General features: G+C 50.0%; 18 protein-coding genes, 1 tRNA gene and 1 pseudogene. 14 read left to right on the forward strand and 6 right to left on the reverse strand.

Features of this window, described 5'->3' with window-relative positions:
• The first annotated feature begins 13 nt into the window (after nt 1-13).
• The 7 genes from ACZ5EJ_RS01020 (at nt 14) to ACZ5EJ_RS01050 (ending at nt 6,870) form a co-directional block, all read left to right on the forward strand.
• Nucleotides 14-616: a hypothetical protein gene (locus ACZ5EJ_RS01020; protein WP_074455728.1), complete on the forward strand. Its 603-nt coding sequence runs from the start codon at nt 14-16 to the stop codon at nt 614-616.
• Between the two features lie 114 nt (nt 617-730).
• Complete coding sequence (gene map, locus ACZ5EJ_RS01025; protein WP_074455774.1) at nt 731-1,537, forward strand: type I methionyl aminopeptidase; 807 nt, start codon at nt 731-733, stop codon at nt 1,535-1,537.
• A gap of 59 nt (nt 1,538-1,596) precedes the next feature.
• Entirely contained in the window at nt 1,597-2,325 is a 729-nt protein-coding gene (gene rph, locus ACZ5EJ_RS01030; protein ID WP_011633435.1) for a ribonuclease PH, read from the forward strand.
• An 18-nt stretch (nt 2,326-2,343) separates the two neighbouring features.
• Nucleotides 2,344-2,958, forward strand: a complete 615-nt coding sequence (rdgB, locus tag ACZ5EJ_RS01035; RefSeq protein ID WP_074455727.1) for an RdgB/HAM1 family non-canonical purine NTP pyrophosphatase — start codon at nt 2,344-2,346, stop codon at nt 2,956-2,958.
• 34 nt (nt 2,959-2,992) lie between these two features.
• Nucleotides 2,993-4,228 carry a radical SAM family heme chaperone HemW gene (hemW, locus tag ACZ5EJ_RS01040; RefSeq protein ID WP_011633437.1) on the forward strand — a complete coding sequence of 412 codons (1,236 nt, stop codon included), beginning with the start codon at nt 2,993-2,995 and terminating at the stop codon, nt 4,226-4,228.
• A gap of 30 nt (nt 4,229-4,258) precedes the next feature.
• The gene (locus tag ACZ5EJ_RS01045; protein WP_011633438.1) at nt 4,259-6,058 is read left to right on the forward strand and encodes a copper resistance system multicopper oxidase; all 1,800 of its coding nucleotides are present in this window, start codon (nt 4,259-4,261) and stop codon (nt 6,056-6,058) included.
• A complete protein-coding gene (locus ACZ5EJ_RS01050; protein ID WP_074455726.1) occupies nt 6,055-6,870 on the forward strand; it encodes a copper resistance protein B in 816 nt (271 codons plus the stop codon). Before ACZ5EJ_RS01045 ends, ACZ5EJ_RS01050 begins: the two co-directional genes overlap by 4 nt.
• A gap of 40 nt (nt 6,871-6,910) precedes the next feature.
• Here the strand turns inward: ACZ5EJ_RS01050 and ACZ5EJ_RS01055 are convergent, their stop codons facing one another.
• Nucleotides 6,911-7,498 (reverse strand): GIDE domain-containing protein, encoded by a 588-nt coding sequence (locus ACZ5EJ_RS01055; RefSeq protein ID WP_074455725.1) that lies wholly within the window; start codon nt 7,496-7,498, stop codon nt 6,911-6,913.
• 91 nt (nt 7,499-7,589) lie between these two features.
• On the opposite strand from ACZ5EJ_RS01055, the gene ACZ5EJ_RS01060 reads away from it, so the two are divergent.
• The gene (locus ACZ5EJ_RS01060) at nt 7,590-7,907 is read left to right on the forward strand and encodes a DDE transposase (protein WP_074455724.1); all 318 of its coding nucleotides are present in this window, start codon (nt 7,590-7,592) and stop codon (nt 7,905-7,907) included.
• Between the two features lie 105 nt (nt 7,908-8,012).
• On the opposite strand, the gene ACZ5EJ_RS01065 is transcribed toward ACZ5EJ_RS01060, so the two are convergent.
• A complete protein-coding gene (locus ACZ5EJ_RS01065; RefSeq protein WP_074455723.1) occupies nt 8,013-9,926 on the reverse strand; it encodes an ABC-F family ATP-binding cassette domain-containing protein in 1,914 nt (637 codons plus the stop codon).
• A gap of 173 nt (nt 9,927-10,099) precedes the next feature.
• Nucleotides 10,100-11,072, reverse strand: a pseudogene (locus ACZ5EJ_RS01070) (IS481 family transposase).
• A gap of 208 nt (nt 11,073-11,280) precedes the next feature.
• On the opposite strand from ACZ5EJ_RS01070, the gene ACZ5EJ_RS01075 reads away from it, so the two are divergent.
• From ACZ5EJ_RS01075 to ACZ5EJ_RS01085, 3 genes are all read left to right on the forward strand, one after another.
• Nucleotides 11,281-12,987, forward strand: a complete 1,707-nt coding sequence (locus ACZ5EJ_RS01075) for a cation:proton antiporter domain-containing protein (RefSeq protein ID WP_074456199.1) — start codon at nt 11,281-11,283, stop codon at nt 12,985-12,987.
• Between the two features lie 581 nt (nt 12,988-13,568).
• Nucleotides 13,569-14,624 carry a methyltransferase domain-containing protein gene (locus tag ACZ5EJ_RS01080; RefSeq protein WP_011633444.1) on the forward strand — a complete coding sequence of 352 codons (1,056 nt, stop codon included), beginning with the start codon at nt 13,569-13,571 and terminating at the stop codon, nt 14,622-14,624.
• Between the two features lie 67 nt (nt 14,625-14,691).
• Nucleotides 14,692-14,964, forward strand: a complete 273-nt coding sequence (locus tag ACZ5EJ_RS01085; protein WP_011633445.1) for an ABC transporter permease family protein — start codon at nt 14,692-14,694, stop codon at nt 14,962-14,964.
• Nucleotides 14,965-15,141: 177 nt separating this feature from the next.
• Here ACZ5EJ_RS01085 and trmB read toward each other — a convergent pair whose 3' ends face one another.
• The 3 genes from trmB to thiS are packed head-to-tail and all read right to left on the reverse strand — an operon-like array spanning nt 15,142 to nt 16,915.
• A complete protein-coding gene (gene trmB / locus ACZ5EJ_RS01090) occupies nt 15,142-15,816 on the reverse strand; it encodes a tRNA (guanosine(46)-N7)-methyltransferase TrmB (protein WP_011633446.1) in 675 nt (224 codons plus the stop codon).
• A 32-nt stretch (nt 15,817-15,848) separates the two neighbouring features.
• A complete protein-coding gene (locus tag ACZ5EJ_RS01095; RefSeq protein WP_011633447.1) occupies nt 15,849-16,655 on the reverse strand; it encodes a thiazole synthase in 807 nt (268 codons plus the stop codon).
• Between the two features lie 59 nt (nt 16,656-16,714).
• A complete protein-coding gene (gene thiS, locus ACZ5EJ_RS01100) occupies nt 16,715-16,915 on the reverse strand; it encodes a sulfur carrier protein ThiS (RefSeq protein WP_011633448.1) in 201 nt (66 codons plus the stop codon).
• Between the two features lie 59 nt (nt 16,916-16,974).
• On the opposite strand from thiS, the gene ACZ5EJ_RS01105 reads away from it, so the two are divergent.
• The 3 genes from ACZ5EJ_RS01105 (at nt 16,975) to ACZ5EJ_RS01115 (ending at nt 19,258) form a co-directional block, all read left to right on the forward strand.
• A tRNA-Gly gene (locus tag ACZ5EJ_RS01105) sits at nt 16,975-17,045 on the forward strand.
• A 96-nt stretch (nt 17,046-17,141) separates the two neighbouring features.
• The gene (locus tag ACZ5EJ_RS01110; RefSeq protein ID WP_011633449.1) at nt 17,142-17,729 is read left to right on the forward strand and encodes an ATP-dependent zinc protease family protein; all 588 of its coding nucleotides are present in this window, start codon (nt 17,142-17,144) and stop codon (nt 17,727-17,729) included.
• Entirely contained in the window at nt 17,726-19,258 is a 1,533-nt protein-coding gene (locus ACZ5EJ_RS01115) for an inactive transglutaminase family protein (RefSeq protein ID WP_074456200.1), read from the forward strand. Before ACZ5EJ_RS01110 ends, ACZ5EJ_RS01115 begins: the two co-directional genes overlap by 4 nt.
• Nucleotide 19,259: the final 1 nt, after the last annotated feature.

Below are 19,259 nucleotides of genomic sequence, written 5' to 3' on the forward strand. Positions count from 1 at the left end.
ATAAATCTATGAGATGAAAAAACTTCTTCTTTTTTTATTGCTGGCAAATATAGGTGCTGCTTTTTACTTTTACAGCCTGCCGAAAAATAATTTTTCTGTACAGAAGCCATTGATTCATCCAGAAAAAATAGAGCTGTTGCCAACCAGGGTTGTATGTCTTAAATGGGGAAGCCTGCCAGAACCTGTTGCCGGATTAGCCAGAGCGGAAATTTCTAAATGGGAAACGGGGAAAGATCTTGTCACTGAGATTTCCCAAGGAAAAATTACTATTCATTGGATGCACATTCCACCATTACAAAACGCACGTGAGACTGCGAAGCAGATCGAACAACTGGAAAAATTGGAGATTCCTCATTTGCATATTCAAGAAAATGCAGATAACCCGTGGCATAATGCAATTTCATTGGCAATCCTGACGGATAACTCCGATGCGGTGGCGTTGACAGAAGACATGAAAAACAAGGGTGTGGAACATGTATTGGATAGTGAACAAACTCTGGAACAATTTGAGTTTGTAGTTCGCAGTCCAACTAAACAGATCACTGAAAATATTCAGCAGCTGATCCGTCAGTTCCCGGGCACACAGCTTGAAGTTAGCGAATGTGATCGCTTATAAAAGTCGGTAGCGCAGTATTTCTCGAGCGGTAAAATCAATGAATTGTTTATCTGTAGATTTTTCACAGATTTCTTCAAATATTTATTATGATTATTGGAGCAAGTTGGAGTGGGTGTGGTAGTTCATATTAAAACAGCACAGGAAATTGAAACCATGCGTATTGCCGGGCGACTGGCGTCTGAGGTGCTAGATTATATTGAACCCTATGTAGTACCCGGCATAACAACAGGTGAGCTGGATAAGCTTTGCCATCATTATATGGTCGATGTACAGAAAACGATACCGGCTCCTCTTAATTATGCACCGCCTGGTTACAGTCCTTATCCGAAATCTATCTGTACCTCTGTGAATCATCAGGTTTGTCACGGTGTGCCGGGAGATAAAAAGCTTAAGGACGGAGATATTGTCAATCTCGACATAACGGTCATCTATGAAGGTTACCATGGTGATACCAGCCGTATGTATTACGCAGGTGAGCCCTCCATTCAGGCCAAGCGGTTATGCGAGTTCACCTATGAGGCAATGTGGCGTGGAATCGAGGAGGTGCGTCCGGGCAAACATTTAGGAGATATTGGCCACGCGATCCAGCGTCTGGCAGAAAAAACTGGTTATGGCATCGTCAGAGAATTTTGCGGGCATGGTATTGGTGCAAAATTCCATGAAGATCCCCAAGTATTGCACTATGGCCGCGCTGGTACGGGAATCGAGCTTAAACCTGGTATGATTTTTACAATCGAACCCATGATCAATGCAGGAAAAGCTGCCATCAAGCAACTCCCGGATGGATGGACAGTGATTACCAAGGATCGCAGTCTGTCTGCGCAATGGGAGCATACAATACTGGTTACCAATAATGGCTACGAAGTACTGACCATATCATCGGGATCTCCCGCCAAGCCTGACTACCATTTCTCAGTCTGATGACATTATCCGATAGCACGCTGGAATTACATTATCAGTGTAAAAAATAAGTGATTGATATGCCACGATACAATCATCGTACGCTTGCACAAATGCGCCCGATCAGAATAACTCGCCACTATATCCGGCATGCTGAGGGTTCGGTGTTGATTGAATACGGTGAAACCAAGGTCATTTGTACCGCTAGTGTTATTGAAAAAGTCCCGCCTTTTCTCAAGGGGGCCGGGCAAGGCTGGTTGACGGCAGAATATGGCATGTTGCCGCGTTCCACAGGTGAAAGAATGCAGCGTGAAGCGGCCAAAGGTAAACAATCCGGACGTACTATGGAAATTCAGCGCTTGATCGGGAGAGCATTGCGTTCCGTACTGGATCTGAAAAAACTTGGTGAACGCACAATTCAGATTGACTGTGATGTGATCCAGGCCGATGGGGGAACTCGTACCGCTAGCATTACCGGCGCATTTGTTGCGTTGTGTGATGCAGTTGGATATTTGCGTGCAGAAAAAATAATTTCAGAAAATCCGATCAAGGATCACGTTGCTGCTGTTTCGGTTGGCATACTGAAAGGCCAACCCCTACTGGATCTGGATTATGCGGAAGATTCCAGTTGCGATACTGATCTGAATGTCGTCATGACTGGTAATCTGGGATTAGTGGAAGTTCAAGGTACTGCAGAAAAAGTCGTTTTCAGCCGTCAGGAACTGGATGTCATGCTTGATATGGCTCAACAGGGGCTGCAAGAGCTGTTTGACCTGCAACGTAAAACACTTGAAACCGCTGCTTCCTGACAATAAAAGTAACTACACATGCAGCGCTCCCTGAGCAGGATTGTTATCGCCAGCAATAATGCCGGAAAGCTTGCTGAAATAGGAAAACTGCTGGCTCCCCTTGGTATTGAAGTGGTTACACAAGCATCGCTTGGAGTAACTGAAGCGGATGAACCTCACATGACGTTTGTGGAAAATGCGCTGGCCAAAGCACGACATGCGAGTCTCGCAACCGGATTACCCGCATTGGCAGATGATTCCGGGATATGTGTTAATGCTTTGCAAGGTGCGCCCGGTGTATTGTCCGCCCGTTATGCGGGCGAACCTCGCTCGGATAAACGTAACAATCGCAAACTGGTTGAAGCACTGCATGGCCAATCCGATCACCGGGCCTATTATTACTGTGTGATTATCCTGTTGCGTCATGGGCAGGATCCGCAACCTGTCATTATCGAAGATACTTGGCATGGAGAAATCATTGCTGAACCCAAAGGTCAGGGCGGATTTGGTTATGATCCCCATTTTTTTCTGCCCAAACTGGGTAAAACCGCAGCCGAGCTTTCCATGGAAGAAAAAAACAAGATCAGTCATCGCGGCAAGGCGCTTGCCAGGCTGGTACAAATACTGGCGGGGAATGAAAAAATGCCGGTTTAGTTTGACATAACGTGTTTGTGATCATGCGATTGACATGAAAAAAATAATCCCGGTTTTATCCCTGCCTGATTCAAAATCACCTCATCTGATTGAGCTTCCTCCCTTAGGGTTGTACATTCATCTGCCCTGGTGCGTCAGAAAATGTCCTTATTGTGATTTCAATTCGCATGCAATTGATCCGAATAGCGCGCTCCCGGAGGCCGAATATGTTGCAGCACTCAAGCGTGATCTGGAGCTATCGTTGCCACAAATCTGGGGGCGGCCTGTTACCAGCGTATTTTTGGGTGGCGGAACCCCGAGCCTGTTCAGTGGTGCCTCAATCGATGCAATTCTTTCGTATGCGCGTATGCTGCTGTCTTTTGCTCCCGAGACTGAAATTACACTGGAAGCCAATCCGGGAACGCTGGAAGCACAAAAGTTTGCAGATTTCCGGTCTGCTGGCATTAATCGACTGTCCATTGGTATCCAAAGTTTCAATCCCGGGCATTTGCAGGCATTGGGGCGTATCCATAATGATGCTGAAGCTTCTCGTGCGGTTGAACAGGCGCTACAGCATTTCAGCAATATCAATCTGGATTTAATGTATGCACTGCCGAATCAAACCCAGGATGAAGCATTGCAGGACATTGAGGCAGCCTGTGGCTGGGGCGTACCGCATATCTCTGCTTATCACCTGACGCTTGAACCCAATACCCTGTTTTATCGCCAGCCGCCAAAATTGCCAGATGAAGATACATCAGCTGATATGCAGATCATGATCGAGCGTGTTCTTGCAGAAAAAGGCTACCAGCACTACGAGACTTCTGCATTTGCACAGCCCGGGAGGATGTGTGTGCATAATATGAACTACTGGCAATATGGCGATTATCTGGGGATCGGTGCCGGGGCGCACAGCAAAATCAGCTTTCGAGAAAAAATTATCCGGCAGATGCGTCATAAGCACCCTCGTCACTATCTGGAGCAGGCCGCAGCTAGAAATACCAATCTTGAAAATATGCTTGCCACGGAACAGGAAGTTGGGCCGCAAGACCGGATTTTTGAGTTCATGATGAATGCACTGCGATTGACGGACGGTTTTGATCCTGGGCTGTTTCATACTCGTACTGGCTTGACAGTTGCCTCAATTCAGCAGCAACTAACCACTGCCGAGCAACGAGGGTTGATTGAGTGGCAGCACGATTGTATCCGGCCGACGGCTGACGGGCGAAGGTTTTTGAATGACTTGCTGGAGATTTTTCTGCCAGAATCCAGGCAAACGACAACTTCCTGAACTTAAAATAGCGGGGGGGGGGAGATCGGAATGAAGGACTCAATTTCAAGACGCGCCTTTCTGAAAAAATCAGGCACACTGGGAACCCTTACTGCTCTGGACGGGATGCTGCCGACCTATGCCTGGTCTAATTTCTTAAGTGCTGTTACGCCGGCTATGCAGCTAAGCGGAGATGTTATCAATCTCACTATCGCCAGAACGCCGTTTCGTATCGATCATCGCACTACAACCGCCACAACTGTCAATGGTACCGTTCCAGGGCCTTTACTTCGTTTGCGCGAAGGGCAGGATGTTACCCTGAATGTGACTAACCGCCTGGACGAAACGTCTTCAATACATTGGCACGGCATTCTCCTGCCACCTGAAATGGATGGTGTGCCTGGTGTCAGTTTCCCGGGTATTGAGCCGGGAACAACCTTTTCCTATCGCTTCACGATCAGGCAGTACGGCACGTACTGGTTTCACAGTCATTCAGGCGGCCAGGAGCAGGCAGGCGTGTATGCACCAATGATTATTGATCCGCTTGAACCAGACCCGATCCAGTACGATCGCGAATATGTGATCATGCTTTCGGACTGGAGCTTTTCTTCAGTGGATGCAATGATCGGAAAGCTCAAGAAGCAGCCCGGCTACTTCAACTTTCAAAAGCGCACGCTGGGTGATTTTATTAAGGACGTCATGCAGGATGGCTGGCTCCCGGCATTTGACAATTACTTGATGTGGGCCCGGATGCGAATGGATCCGACAGACTTGGCAGACGTAACGGGTTATGCCTACACCTACCTCATGAATGGATTGACCTCGGCCGCAAATTGGACGGGGATTTTCCGTCCGGGTGAACGCGTACGATTGCGCTTTATTCAAGCAGGGGCTATGACATTTCAGGACATCCGGATTCCCGGACTCAGGATGACCGTAGTGCAAGCGGATGGTCAGAATGTACAACCTGTTGAAGTGGATGAGTTCCGCATCGGTCCGGCTGAAACCTACGATATTATCGTGGAACCTAAAGAGGATCGTGCTTACACGATTTTTGCAGAGACACTGGATCGAAGTGGTTTCGCACGCGGCACCCTGGCACCGCGCCCTGGAATGACGGCAGAGATTCCGCCGCGCCGCTCCCGTCCGCTTCTCACCATGGCAGATATGGGCATGCGACACATGAACGCCGAGAGCCATGGTGACCACGAATCTCACGATGCAGCTAGAGGTGAACCGACAAAAGGGATGCAGCTCGACGACACGCATGGAGAGCATGATCGGCCCGGGCATCTCGATACCAAGCCAGTCAGGCATGCTGCTGACGATCATGGTCCTGGCAATCAGTTCATTCCGGATTTCACACAGAGTCGTATGGATGAACCGGGCATCGGGCTGGGAAATGATGGCCGCCGGGTGTTAGTCTATACCGATTTAAAGAGCCTCAAGCCCTATCCTGATCAGCGCAAACCTGAGCGTGAGCTCGAAATTCACCTTACCGGTCATATGGAACGCTTCATATGGTCGTTCGATGGCAAGAAATATTCAGATGCCAGGGAGCCGATCCTTTTCCATCATGGAGAGCGGTTACGCTGGATTTTTGTTAACGATACGATGATGGACCACACGATGCATCTGCATGGCATGTGGATGTATCTGGAAAATGGCGCTGGCGCATACCTTCCGCGTAAGCACACGGTTCTTGTCAAGCCCGCTGAACGCATTTCTGTTGCCATTACTGCTGATGCACCTGGTCCTTGGGCCTTTCATTGCCACTTGCTCTTGCATATGGAAACAGGAATGTTTCGTGTGGTTGAGACCCTGGATGCAGTTCCCGGAACAGAACCGTGAAATTCTTTCTGCAACTTGGGGCTGGCATTGTTGCGATTCTGTTCTTAGGTGCGGGTAGCAGCCTGCCGGCAGCAAGCGCAGAAATACTGTCAGACAAAGCAAAACAGACTTTGCCCAATCATCTGCTCCAATCTCGGGGTGAATATCATCATCCGACCCATAGTGATCAGAACTATGCGTTCCTGAGTGCTGGTGTGCTTGAATACCGTCCGGGAGAGGATGGCGGCGATTTCCGCTGGGATATACAGGGTTGGTACGGAGGAGACTTCAACCGACTGTGGTTTAAAAGTGAAGGCGAACGAAATACGGCTTTCAAAGCAGACCACGACATCGACATACAGCTTCTGTACGGTAGATTTATTGGGAAGTATTATGATTTTCAGATCGGTGTGCGCGGAGAGACACAAATCTTTAAAGGGAGAGATGTGGCGCGGGCTCATGCGGTTATTGGGTTTCAAGGGCTCGCTCCGTATCGCTACGAAGTGGAGTCTGCGCTCTTTATTAGCCAGGATGGAGATGTGTCCGTGCGTTTCCAGACATCCCGCAACTTTTTGCTGACACAGCGGTTGATCTTGCAAGGACGTATTGAGACTCATGCAGCCGTGCAAAAGGTAGAAAAGTTTACTACTGGCCAAGGGCTCAACAATATTGAGCTGGGGTTGCGGCTGCGTTATGAAATCAGGCGAGAAATCGCACCTTATATTGGAATTTCATACGACCGCAGCTTTTTTAAGACGGCTGATCTTGTGCGAGAGGAAGGCGGAGATTCCAGCCAGGTTCGCTTTGTGGCCGGCGTGCAGTTGTGGTTCTAGTCATCGCAGTTTTTATTAAATACCGTCAGAAAATATCGGTTTAACCTATCCATGTACCCGCAACAGCCAAGCAGCGCAGCTCATCATCCCCAGGCTGACCGTCAGCATAAAGAGCGCGTGGCGGCGACATTTCCGGATCAACTCTGTTTGCGGGAACCGATATGATAAACGGACGTCTGTCATCTTCCGGTCTGGAAATATGATGGATTTCCAGTTCGTGCAATAGCTGTTGATGAAGGGTGTGAGCTTGTGATCGAGCAGCCTCACGAGCGATTTCCCATTCTGCCTGATCTATCTCGCTATCCCGATTGCTGTCAAAGCGTTCCAGCAATTGCTCTCTGTCCTGTTTCCAATCACTGAGCAGATCACGTGTAATATTCTGCACAGATTGCTCGGTTGCCGGTGATCGCGTTTGCAGATGGCCGAGGATATACAGCCGTTGCCCAGGCAGGATCAATCGCTCACTGTAGCGGTAACGGCTGGTCAGCGCGACAATGGCTGAAGCGCTATCCAGCACCTGGGTTTGTGTTGGCCATTCGGTATTACCGTGCCAGATCAGTTTTTCATTGCTGGTGATTTCTGCCCCTTCCGGATTGATCAGACAGATACCAGTACCATCATCCAGCATAAACGACTGATCGCTGGTGTGCTGATACAGGATTTTCCATTCGGTGCGGGTGCGTATTGCCTAAATTGCCTACAACTACTCTGATCCGGACATGGAAGATGTACTTGATGAGATTGCCAGCCTGCGCCAGTTCTGCCGTTTTGAACTGGATCGCATGCTTGATGAAAGCGCTATACTTATACTGCGTTTTCGTCACCTGCTGGAACAACATAACCTGGCTCAGCAAGGCTTTGCCACTGTCAATCGCCAACTGGCAGCCCAAAGTTTCTCAAACAAGATGATCGTCGATGTCAGCTTGATTGCTGCATCGCCTTCCACCAGGAATACTGAAGGCAAACGCAATTCTGAAAGGTACTCAAGCAAGAAAGGCGGCCCATGGCGTGTGTCACGAACACAGGCGGCAGTATAGTGGTTCAATAGTTTCGGACTTGTATGGGTACCGGCCGGGGCGATTCAGTGGGGTGGCCAAGCGTTTCGTGATACCCCAGTTCAGCCAGCTCTTCAAACCATTGCGTTATGCATCTTCCTCAAGTTCACTTTGCAATAATTCTAGCTCTTCTAAGTTATTGAGCCAGGTTTCTTCCAGTTTCACTTGCTGTTGTAGCAAGTTGGTTTGCTGGTTTAAGTGTTGCTTGAGCTGCTCTTTTTGTGGCGGCTCATAGAGATTATTATCAGTCAAGATGGTTTCCAAAGCCTGTAGCTCTTTTTGAATGTTATCTAACTGTTTTTCCAATGTATCAGTGTGCTTGCGTAGCGGTGCCAGTTGTTTACGTAGTGCTGCAGCTGCTTGGCGTTGTGCACGGCGATCGACTTTATCGGGGCTGGTGCCTGCATCGCTATTAGGATGCTGGCGCAAACGATAGTCGCTGAGCCATTTGCTGTAGTCCTCAAGATCACCTGCAAACTCTTGTACCCGGCCCTCGGCGACTAAGTACAACTCATCCATGGTACTTTTAATCAGATGACGATCGTGAGACACCAGCAGTAGTGCACCGGAGAAATCTTGTAAAGCCATACTCAATGCTTGTCTCATTTCTAAATCAAGGTGGTTGGTGGGTTCATCGAGCAGTAATAAATTAGGTTTGCCCCACGCAATCAGTGCCAAAGCTAAGCGGGCTTTTTCACCACCAGAGAAATTGAGCACAGGTTCATCACAGCGCTTGCCTCGAAAATTAAAACCGCCGAGAAAATTACGCAAGACTTGCTCGCGCTCATCTTGAGCAATGCGTTGAAAATGCAGTAACGGGCTGGCTTTGGGATCAAGTGAATCCAGTTGATGCTGAGCAAAGTAGCCGATCACTAAGTTTTCACTACAGGTGAGCTGGCCTGCCAATAACGGTAAATCACCCATAATACTTTTAATCAGCGTTGATTTACCTGCACCGTTGGGGCCAAGCAAAGCAATCCGTGCGCCGGGGACTAGCTGTAGTTTTACATTGCTTAAAATAGGCTGCTCTGCGTGGTAGCCAAGCGCTGCTTCATCGAGATTCAGCAGCGGGGTAGAGACTTTATCGGCTTCGCGGAAAATAAAGTCAAAAGGTGAATCAAAGTGTGCTGGCGCCAACTCCTCCATGCGCTCCAGGGCTTTAACACGGCTTTGTGCTTGCCGTGCTTTACTGGCCTTGGCTTTAAAGCGTCGGATGAAATCTTCCATATGCGCGCGCTGTGCGCTTTGTTTTTCGTGCGCTTGTTGCTGCTGCATAATACGTTCAGCACAGGCGCGTTCAAAGGCTGTGTAGCCGCCGCGATACAGCGTTAGTTTTTGCTGATTAATATGGACAATATGACCGACCACCGCATCTAAAAAATCACGGTCATGGGAAATCAGTAACAAAGTACCGGAGTAGTTTTGCAGCCAACCTTCCAACCATAAAATTGCATCGAGGTCCAAGTGGTTGGTGGGCTCATCAAGTAATAGTAAATCTGATGGGCACATCAATGCTTGCGCTAGATTTAAGCGCATCCGCCAGCCACCGGAAAAGCTGTTGACCTGGTTTTCCATTTGTTCTTCCAAGAAACCCAAACCAGCTAATAATTTACGCGCGCGCGCGTCGGAGGTATAGGCATCAGCGTTGTCAAGTTCCGAGTACAAGCGACCAAGCTCGACCCCATCTTGCCGTTGTTCAGCTTTGGCTAATTGCTGTTGAATATCGCGTAAGTGGCTGTCACCATCGAGTACATAATCAATCGCATCACGATCAGGTGCGTCGATTTCTTGACGCATATGGGCAATGCGCCAGTTCATCGGCAATAAACAATCGCCCGCGTCAGGATGCAGTTCGCCGCGCAGCAGGGCGAATAAGCTGGATTTGCCGGCACCATTGGCACCAATTAAGCCGACTTTATGCCCTGGGTGTAGGGTTAAATCTGCATTTTCTAGTAAGCGCAAAGGGCCACGTTGCAGGGTTAGTTCTGAGATTCGTATCATGGCGCGCAGTTTAGCAGTTTCGCGGCTGTTACTGATATGGAGAGAGCCATTTAGTTTGTCTTACGAGCTTTTGAGTGAGGGTAGCCATAAGAATGATGCCTGTTGCTGAGTAATAACAGTTTGATGATTTCAAATTGTTCGCGACTGATATCACTCGGGTAACTTATCTCTGGCTAATTGTCGCATCCCGGATGATTGTATGGTTTTTTATGAAAGAGATGGGGATGAGTTTTATGCCATTCATTCATGGCCTGCATTGGAGCTTTACTCTTGAGGGCAGACAGCGGTAGTTGCGGGTTTACAGACTGACATAACGTATCAGGGTCTGTTCCAGATCTTCAGCGCTATTGAAGCGATATATTTTGAGTACGTCAGTAATATGTCTGTTGAAACGTTCGACCATCCCATTGGTTTGCGCAGTGTGTGGCCGGGTCAGGCGATGTTCGATACCGAGTTCCTGGCACAGCTGGTCAAACTGATGATTGCCACTGGGATTACGTTCACGGCTGGCAAACAGTCTGTCAGTAAATTCCTTGCCGTTGTCTGTCAGCATACGAGTAATCCTGATCGGACAGGCATTGTGCAGCGCCTTCAGAAATGCTCCGGCACTGGGCGCTGGCTGCGGTTTTGTTGGTTTGGTGGCCACATACACCCAACGGGTGGCCCTGTCTATTGCTATCAACAGGTAGCGCCTGCGGTGTTCATCTTGCATTTGTGGCAGGTATTTGATGTCGATATGGATATAACCGGGTTGATAATGCTTGAAAGCCTTGTGTGCGGGTTGCGCTTCTTTGGGTTTGAGCACACATTAAGATTACCCACACCATGGCGTTGCAAGCATCTGCCCAGCCCGGAGCGAGAGACGTCAGGGCATAAAAATTCACGGGTGATGGCCAGCAGATCATCCAAAGGCAGCAGCAGTGAGCGACGCAGATAAATCACAATGGCTTCTTGTGCTGGTGTAAGCGTAGTCTGCAGCCGGTGTGGCGTATGTGACCGATCGGTAAAAACATCGCGATGCTTCCATTTGCAGATCGTCTGTTCGGTGACGTCATAGCGTTGCGCCAGCACCGCAGCAGAGTCAACGCTTGCGGCAATTTCAGCCCGTATCGCTGGTGTAGTACGAGCATTCTTATGTAAAGCTATATCATTTCATGGCTCTCCCGGATGGCCTGAAGGATTCTATCAGCTCTCTCATGACAGCTCGCGCCATGAACAGCGGATAACGAGTTTTATCTATACAATCATATGGGACTGAACAAATAACTCTTTAACTTCGGTACTAGGGTATCCAACTATTCGATTCCACTTGTTGTAGTAGCCTATGGCAGGCCTTGCACGGTAAACTCCAGCCATGATGGAGTATCTCGTTCAGATTATTCTACTGCTGGCCGTTGCCATCACTGTGGTGGTGGTTTTTCAGCGGCTGCATATCCCCACCAGCCTGGGTTACCTACTGGTTGGAATCCTGCTGGGGCCCCATACAGCTGGGCCTGTGGTCTCTATGCCTGGGCTGGAATCGCTCGCGGAGTTCGGTGTTGTTTTCTTGTTGTTTACCATTGGGCTTAACTTTTCCCTGCCGCAAATGGATGCGCTGAGAACCCGGGTTCTCGGACTGGGTACCGGGCAAGTCGTGCTTACCACCTTGGTGGTGGGCGTTGTTACCTGGCTTGCCGGGCTTCCTATCATTGCAGCATTCGTGTTTGGTGCGGTGTTTGCCCAGTCCTCCACCACTATTATTGCCAGCCTGCTCACTGAACAAGGTGAGGTAAATACGCCCCACGGCCGTCTGGGTCTGGCCATGTCAGTGTTTCAGGATGTCACTGCCGTTCCATTTCTGGTGGTGATCCCGGTTCTAGGTGTATCCGTGGCCGCCGATGTGCTGGCTGGATCCCTGGCTCTGGCTTTTGCCAAAGCGGTGTTGGCTTTCATTCTGGTGTTCATCGTCGGGCGCTGGCTATTATCCCCATTTTTTCAGATTATTTCTGAACGCAGGTCAGTTGAGGTATTTACGCTGGCCGTGTTGCTGGTGGCCCTGTTTGCCGCATGGATTACTAACAGCTTGGGCTTGTCACTGGCCTTCGGTGGATTCCTTGCCGGCCTTGTTCTGGGTAAAACAGAGTTTCGCCATCAGGTTGAGTCCAGTATCAGCCCGTTCCGGGATGTGTTGCTGGGCCTTTTCTTTATTGGTATTGGCATGCGTTTCAACCCGGTGGCGATACCGCCTATCTGGCAGTGGACACTGCTAGGCGCCTTGCTTATTTTGATCAGCAAGATCCTGATTGTTGCCGCATTGGTACGCGGGATTGGGGTTGATGCCAGGATGATGTGGCGCACGGGACTAATGTTGAGTGTGGGTGGTGAGTTCGGGCTTGCCCTCATTGCAATTGCACTTGATTCTGGTGTGATTGACATCGGGCTTGGTCAGATCGCGATATCATCCGTACTTCTGTCGATGGTTTTGGGTGCTGTGCTGATCCGCTTCAATGATGCCATCGCTACTTTCTTGACTAAGACTCCACCGCCATCTGATGAGGAGGCAGCCGAGTTGCCGCAAGCGGCCGAGCGTTCCGTGATAATTGGTGGCTACGGGCGCATGGGGCGTACGATTGCTATTTTATTGCATGCATGCGGTATACCGTTTGTGGCGTTTGATACGGATCCCCGACGGGTGGCCCTGGGCCGGGCGGATCGACATGCGGTTTGGCTCGGTGATATTGCCGATCCCATATTACTGGCCTCCATTCGGGTGGAGCGGGCGTCTCTGATCGTGCTGGCAGTTGATATCAAGAGCACCGCATTAAGTGCCATGATCTATATAAAAAGAACCAGTGCCCATGTTCCGGTGATTGTACGGGTACGGGACCTGGAAACCAGCCGGCATTTGCTAGCGGCCGGTGCTGCCCATGCTTACCCGGAAACAATTGAATCGAGTCTGAGCCTTGGGGTGACAGCGCTGCGGATGCTCAATGTTGCGGCCGATGAAATTGAGGAGGCCGTTCAAAATCTGAGAAACCGAGGTTATCAGCCCGTTGTGGAAGATGAAAAAAAGAAGTTATGAGAGCGTTCATATTTCACCACACAGCCAACGGGTGAGGTGTGTTGTCAAAAATGGAGTCCATGTGTTTAAGCGGCGATCAGATTTGCGTAACATTGTTGTTTAAATTCTACTGGCGATAGATAACCGAGTCTTTCCTGTTTTACTTGTAATCGTATTCTGAATTTCCGATGCTGTACCAATCCGGTTTCGAAGATTCTCCAGAAGCTTCCGCTAGGGGCGTTATCCCAGCAATCTCCCTTGCCACTCATGGAGGCGCGACCAAACCAAATTGTTTTAATATGTGCTGGTCATCATGTGAGCAATATTGGCTACCACGATCCAAGTGAAGAATTAAGCCTTGCTCCGGAAGTTTTTCGTCAATTGCACGGAACAACGGAACAGTGCCCGGATAACCAGATTCGATCTCATCTAGTCACGCAGGTGACCAGCTGCCCCGCGCGCTCTTGGCAAACATTTGATCTACCAGCATGAGCCGATCACTTTTCTTTTACTGGGCCCGATTCAGTTTGAGGTGAGTGTAAGAACCGCCTTCGTTACAACGACCAATTCCAATACCGCACTCAATTACCAGGACATTTATCATGCACAACATCGTTCAAGACTCAGTCAAAGATTATTACGGTCGCCAATTACAGCATACTGGCGATCTCAAAACCAGTACCTGCTGCGATATCAGTGCGATGCCAGCCTGGCTCAAGCCTGTGTTTGAGCACATCCATCCGGAAGTGCTATCGCGCTATTATGGTTGTGGCCTGGTTTGTCCGCCCTTGTTGGAAGGTTGCCGAGTGCTCGATCTCGGATGTGGCTCAGGACGCGATGTGTATGCTCTGGCGCAACTGGTAGGACCGACGGGCGAGGTGATCGGCATTGACATGACTGACGAGCAACTCGCTGTGGCCGTAAAACACAAGGCTTTCCATGTGCAATCCATCGGTTACGACAATGTGCGCTTTTTGCACGGCTATATTGAGCGTCTGGATGAACTCGACCTGGAGCCGGGTAGTTTCGATGTGATCGTCTCCAATTGTGTCGTCAACCTGTCGCCTGACAAGGATGCGGTACTGCGTGGTGTGCAATACCTGCTGAAAGACGGTGGCGAATTCTACTTCTCTGATGTGTACGCCGACCGACGCGTGCCGGCAGCAGTACGCGACGATTCAGTGTTGTACGGCGAATGTCTGGGGGGCGCATTGTACTGGAATGACTTTCTGCGCCTGGCGCATCGACACGGCTTTCTTGATCCGCGCTTGGTGACCGACCGTCCATTGCAGATCACCGATCCTGCATTGGCGCCACGGGTCGGTGATGTACGTTTTTTTTCAGCCAACTACAGGCTCTTCAAGCTCGGTGATCTGGAAACGGCGTGTGAGGATTATGGCCAGGCTGTCATCTACCGCGGCACAATTCCCTACTGCGCCGAACGTTTCGTTCTCGACAAACATCACGCGATCGACACTGGCCGCGTCTTTCCCGTGTGCGGCAACACTTGGCGCATGTTGCATGATTCTCGTTTTGCATCACATTTTGATTTTATCGGTAATTTTGAGCGTCATTTTGGTTTGTTTGACGGCTGTGGCAGCAAGTTGCCGTTCGATATGAACACTTCCTTGTCAGGCTCTGGCGGCACGTGCTGCTAGAAATAAACGTTTGTACAAGAGAGATCAAGAATGAACATCAAGACTGTAGTAGGCAATCCGGAGAGTATTGGTTATATCTCCATCGGCACAGGGCGCGCCGATCAAGTTGCTGCCGTTGGAAGAAATGGCGGCTACTGTTGCTAACGTGCGCGCCGGGCATATCCTGTTACCGGCGGCCGGGTCGGCTATCGCTGCTGGGCTCATGCTTGGCATCGGTCGTGCCACGGCGGAGACAGCGGCGTTGATTTTCACCAGCAGCTATGTTGATCGCATACCGGAATCATTGTCCGATACTGGCCGTGCCTTGGCTGTGCATATCTACGATACAATCTATCAATGAACGTCAGCGGTGATGAAGCGCAGCCTATTCCTCAGCACTAGCGCTCTCTGGTGGCCAACAATAGTGTGGTTATGCATTTGCCCGCGCATTGGTGCTGGAGACATCGGTTCTGCTGCTTCAACCATGCAAAAATATTTTCTACCAAGTGTCGGTAATCACAAGCGCAAGGAGGATTGTTCAGGCAGCTTTGGTGAATATCAGGTCGCGGATGGTGTGGCCGAGCTTCATGCCACGTTGCTCGAATTTGGTCAGTGGCCGGTATGCGGGGCGGGGGGCATAGTCAGCGGCAGTATTGATGAGCCGCTGCTCGCTGCTTAAAACATGCAGGCTATGAATGGCGTAGTCTTCCCAGTCGGTGGCGATATGCAGATAACCACCAGGTTTCAGCCGGTTACACAGCAGCGAGACAAAATCCGACTGGATCAGGCGGCGCTTATGGTGGCGTGCCTTGGGCCACGGATCCGGGAAAAAAATGTGGATCCCATCCAGTGATTCACCAGTAAGCATGTGTTGCAAAACCAGTTTGGCATCATGCGGAATAATCCGCAGATTGGTCAGGCCGTGTTTCTCGATACGATCAAGCAGGCTGCCAATTCCGGGTGCATGAACCTCAATGGCCACAAAATCTTTTTCCGGATGCTGGGCAGCAATCTCGACAGTGGTTTCCCCCATGCCTGATCCGATTTCCAGAATTTTTGGTGCGGTACGTCCAAAAATCGAATCGAGATCAATCGGGTTTTCCGAGAATGGAATACCGTAACGCGGCAGCAGGGATTCGTAAGCGTGCCGCTGTGCATGGGAAAAATACCCCTGGCGGAGCACATAGCTGCGAATAGGAGGGTGAGAAGACAAAAATCGGTTTCCTGAAGAAGCGTTGCTGCAGCTTAATTGTTTGCAGCAGAATGCGGCGATCCGGTAATCATGCCTTCTGACGGGGAGCTTGGCGTGGCCTGATAAATTTTCTTCGGCATGCGTCCGGCCAACCAGGCTTCGCGTCCTGCTTCAACTGCTTTGCGCATGGCCGAGGCCATCAGTATCGGGTTGCGGGCGCTGGCTACAGCCGTATTCATCAGTACACCATCACAGCCGAGCTCCATGGCAATGGCGGCATCCGATGCAGTACCGACGCCAGCATCAACGATAACCGGCACTTTGACCTTGTCAATGATGATCTGCAGATTCCAGGGATTCAGGATGCCCATGCCGGAACCAATCAGCGAGGCCAGTGGCATGATGGCGGCACAGCCGATATCCTCCAGTTGTCTGGCGACGATGGGATCATCCGATGTATAGACCATGACATGGAAACCATCCTTGACCAGAATTCTGGCTGCTTCGAGCGTTGCCACCACATCGGGAAACAGCGTTTTCTGATCGCCCAGCACTTCCAGTTTAACTAACGCATGTCCGTCGAGCAGTTCGCGTGCCAGGCGTAGCGTGCGAACGGCGTCTGCTGCCGTGTAACAGCCGGCGGTATTGGGCAGGAGCGTAAATTGTGAGGGAGGCAGTACATCCAGCAGGTTGGGTTCATCGGGATTCTGCCCGATATTGGTACGACGTATGGCTACGGTGATAATTTGTGTGCCACTGACATCAACTGCAGCGCGGGTTTCAGTAAAATCCTTGTATTTTCCCGTCCCCAGCAGTAAACGGGAAGTATAACTTTTACCAGCAATGACGAGCGTGTCCATAAGTGTGTCAGTGGTTGTTTTGTGTTAGTTGGGGACAGGATCAAAGCAAATTTTAATAATCAGCCCCCACCAACTGCCACAATAATTTCCAGTTGATCCCCATCATTGAGGATTTGTTCGGGAAAACTGCTGCGGGGGATGATTTCACCGTTGCGTTCAATGGCTATGCGCTTGTTCTGCAGCGACAAGTGTTCAACCAGTTGCTGTATATTCAGCGGGCCATCATAACTTTGTTGCTGTCCGTTGATTATGAGTTGCATAATATTTAAAAAGTACCCAAGGTAAGGTAGACTTTAAACCAAGCAATCCATTCTAACATGCGGGTGTAGCTCAATGGTAGAGCAGAGGCTTCCCAAGCCTACGACGAGGGTTCGATTCCCTTCACCCGCTCATCCAGAGACTGACAACCCACGTTAATTTTATCTGTCAGAATTATCCGGTTACCGAGAGTGATTCTTTAACTATTACAAAAATTCAGAAACCCCGATGACTATTCGTTTAATCAGACAGATCTTGTACATCTTGTCTGCAGTTTTGCTGCTATTGCCTTATGGTGCCACCTGGGCAGAAAAATCTGCCGAGACCCCGGATTCCCTAAAAATTCTTGGCTGGGTTGAATTTATCCGCCTGGAACCTTGGGGAATTAAGATGCCTGCACGAGTCGATACCGGCGCTAATACTGCTTCCATGAGCGCTCGCGATATTGAGGTATTCAGAAAAAATGGTAAGCCATGGGTTAAATTTACCTTTGATTTCAGGAAGGGTTCCGGGGAACGCTCTGTCGAGATTGAGCGCCCGTTGACCCGGATGCTTAAAATCAAACAGCACGACGGACCTTCTCAGGAACGCCCGGTGATTTCCATGGAGATCTGTCTGGCAGATGAGGTTCGGGAAACCGAGTTTGATTTGATTGATCGCCGTGCCTTGAATTATCCGGTATTGCTCGGGCGCAAGGCGCTGGCCGGTTATGCACTGGTTGATCCTGCGCGTGCCTATCTCACCAAGGCAGTGTGCGGTCACGTCAAAAAGAAAAAGAAGAGTGATGAACCAACTGATTCCAGGCAGCCTGAATGAGAAAACTGCATCTTTATTTGCTGGCTTTCATACTGTGTTTCATAGGACTGGGACTGGCCTATTACAAGGTTGCTGTAATTGGCCTGCCTTTGACTGCTTCCGAACAGGCAGAGGTATGGGATATTGAAGCGCGTATCAGCTTTCGCGCCAAATCTGACAGCGCGATCAAGGTAACCCTGCCGCTTCCGCTTAACCCTCCCGGTTATTCCATTCTTGATGAGGATTTTGTCAGTGCGGATTATGGGCTGGCAATCGAGCAGGATAATGCCGGTCGTGTTGCGCACTGGGCTAAACGAAGAGCGCAGGGTAAGCAGTTACTGTTTTACCGGGTTGTATTATTTGAAAACGAGGGAGCTGTACAAAAACCGGATGTGGTGCCAGTTTATCCGAAGGCCCCGGAGTATCCGGAAAACCTGGCCCCGGTGATTCAAGGACTGTTGGATAAGGCACGTCAGCAATCTGCCGATACCGTTTCTTTTTCGCAGCGTGTGATTGAACAGTTGAATGCAGCAGCATCCATGACGGAGCTAAAATTGCTGCTGAAGCATATCAACCGGACACGTAATTTGGCAAAAAATCTGAGCTGGATACTGGCCGGCGCTCGTATTCCTTCCCGTATCGTTCGCGGCCTGCGCCTGCAGGACAACAAAGAATATTCGGAGCTGGAGCATTTTCTGCAGGTTTATGATGGCAAACAGTGGCGTTCACTGAATATCAAGGATGGACAGGAAGGATTGCCGTCGAATTTCATTGTGTGGCAGATTGACGATGATCGAGCCTTCTCGATCGAAGGTGCTACAGAATCGAGCGTTCAATATACTGTTGCCAGTGCATTACAGGAAACCATCAATATTGCCGGCTCCCGTTCGGCGGAAAGGGGTTTCCATCTGATGGATTTTTCACTGTACTCGTTGCCGGTGCATGTCCAGAATGTGTACAAAGTGTTGCTGATGATACCGCTGGGCGCTTTAGTGGTGGTATTCATGCGCAACATCATCGGAATCCGGACGTTTGGCACGTTCATGCCGGTCCTGATCGCACTGGCTTTCCGCGAAACAGAATTGTTATGGGGCGTGATTCTGTTCTGCCTGATTGTCGGTCTTGGATTGCTGTTGCGCGCCTATGTTGAACAGTTGAAACTGCTGCTGGTGCCTCGCCTTGCAGCGGTGTTGACCATGGTGGTGTTACTGGTCGCTGGTGTTAGCGTGGTTATGCACAAGCTTGGGCTGGAGACAGGGTTGTCCGTGGCCTTGTTCCCGATCGTTATTATGACGATGACAATCGAGCGCATGTCACTGACCTGGGAAGAGGCTGGTCCAGCTGAAGCATTCAAGCAGGTTTCAGGCAGCTTGCTGGTGGCGGTAATAGGTTATCTGGCCATGAATATCAATGAATTTCAGTACATGTTCTTTGCCTTTCCAGAACTGTTGCTGGTAGTGTTGGCCATAATCCTGCTGCTGGGGCGCTACTCAGGCTACCGACTGATGGAACTCTGGCGTTTCCGTGCATTTGCACGGAACAAGCCGTAAT

The sequence above is a fragment of the Nitrosomonas sp. TNE100 genome, assembly GCF_055387135.1.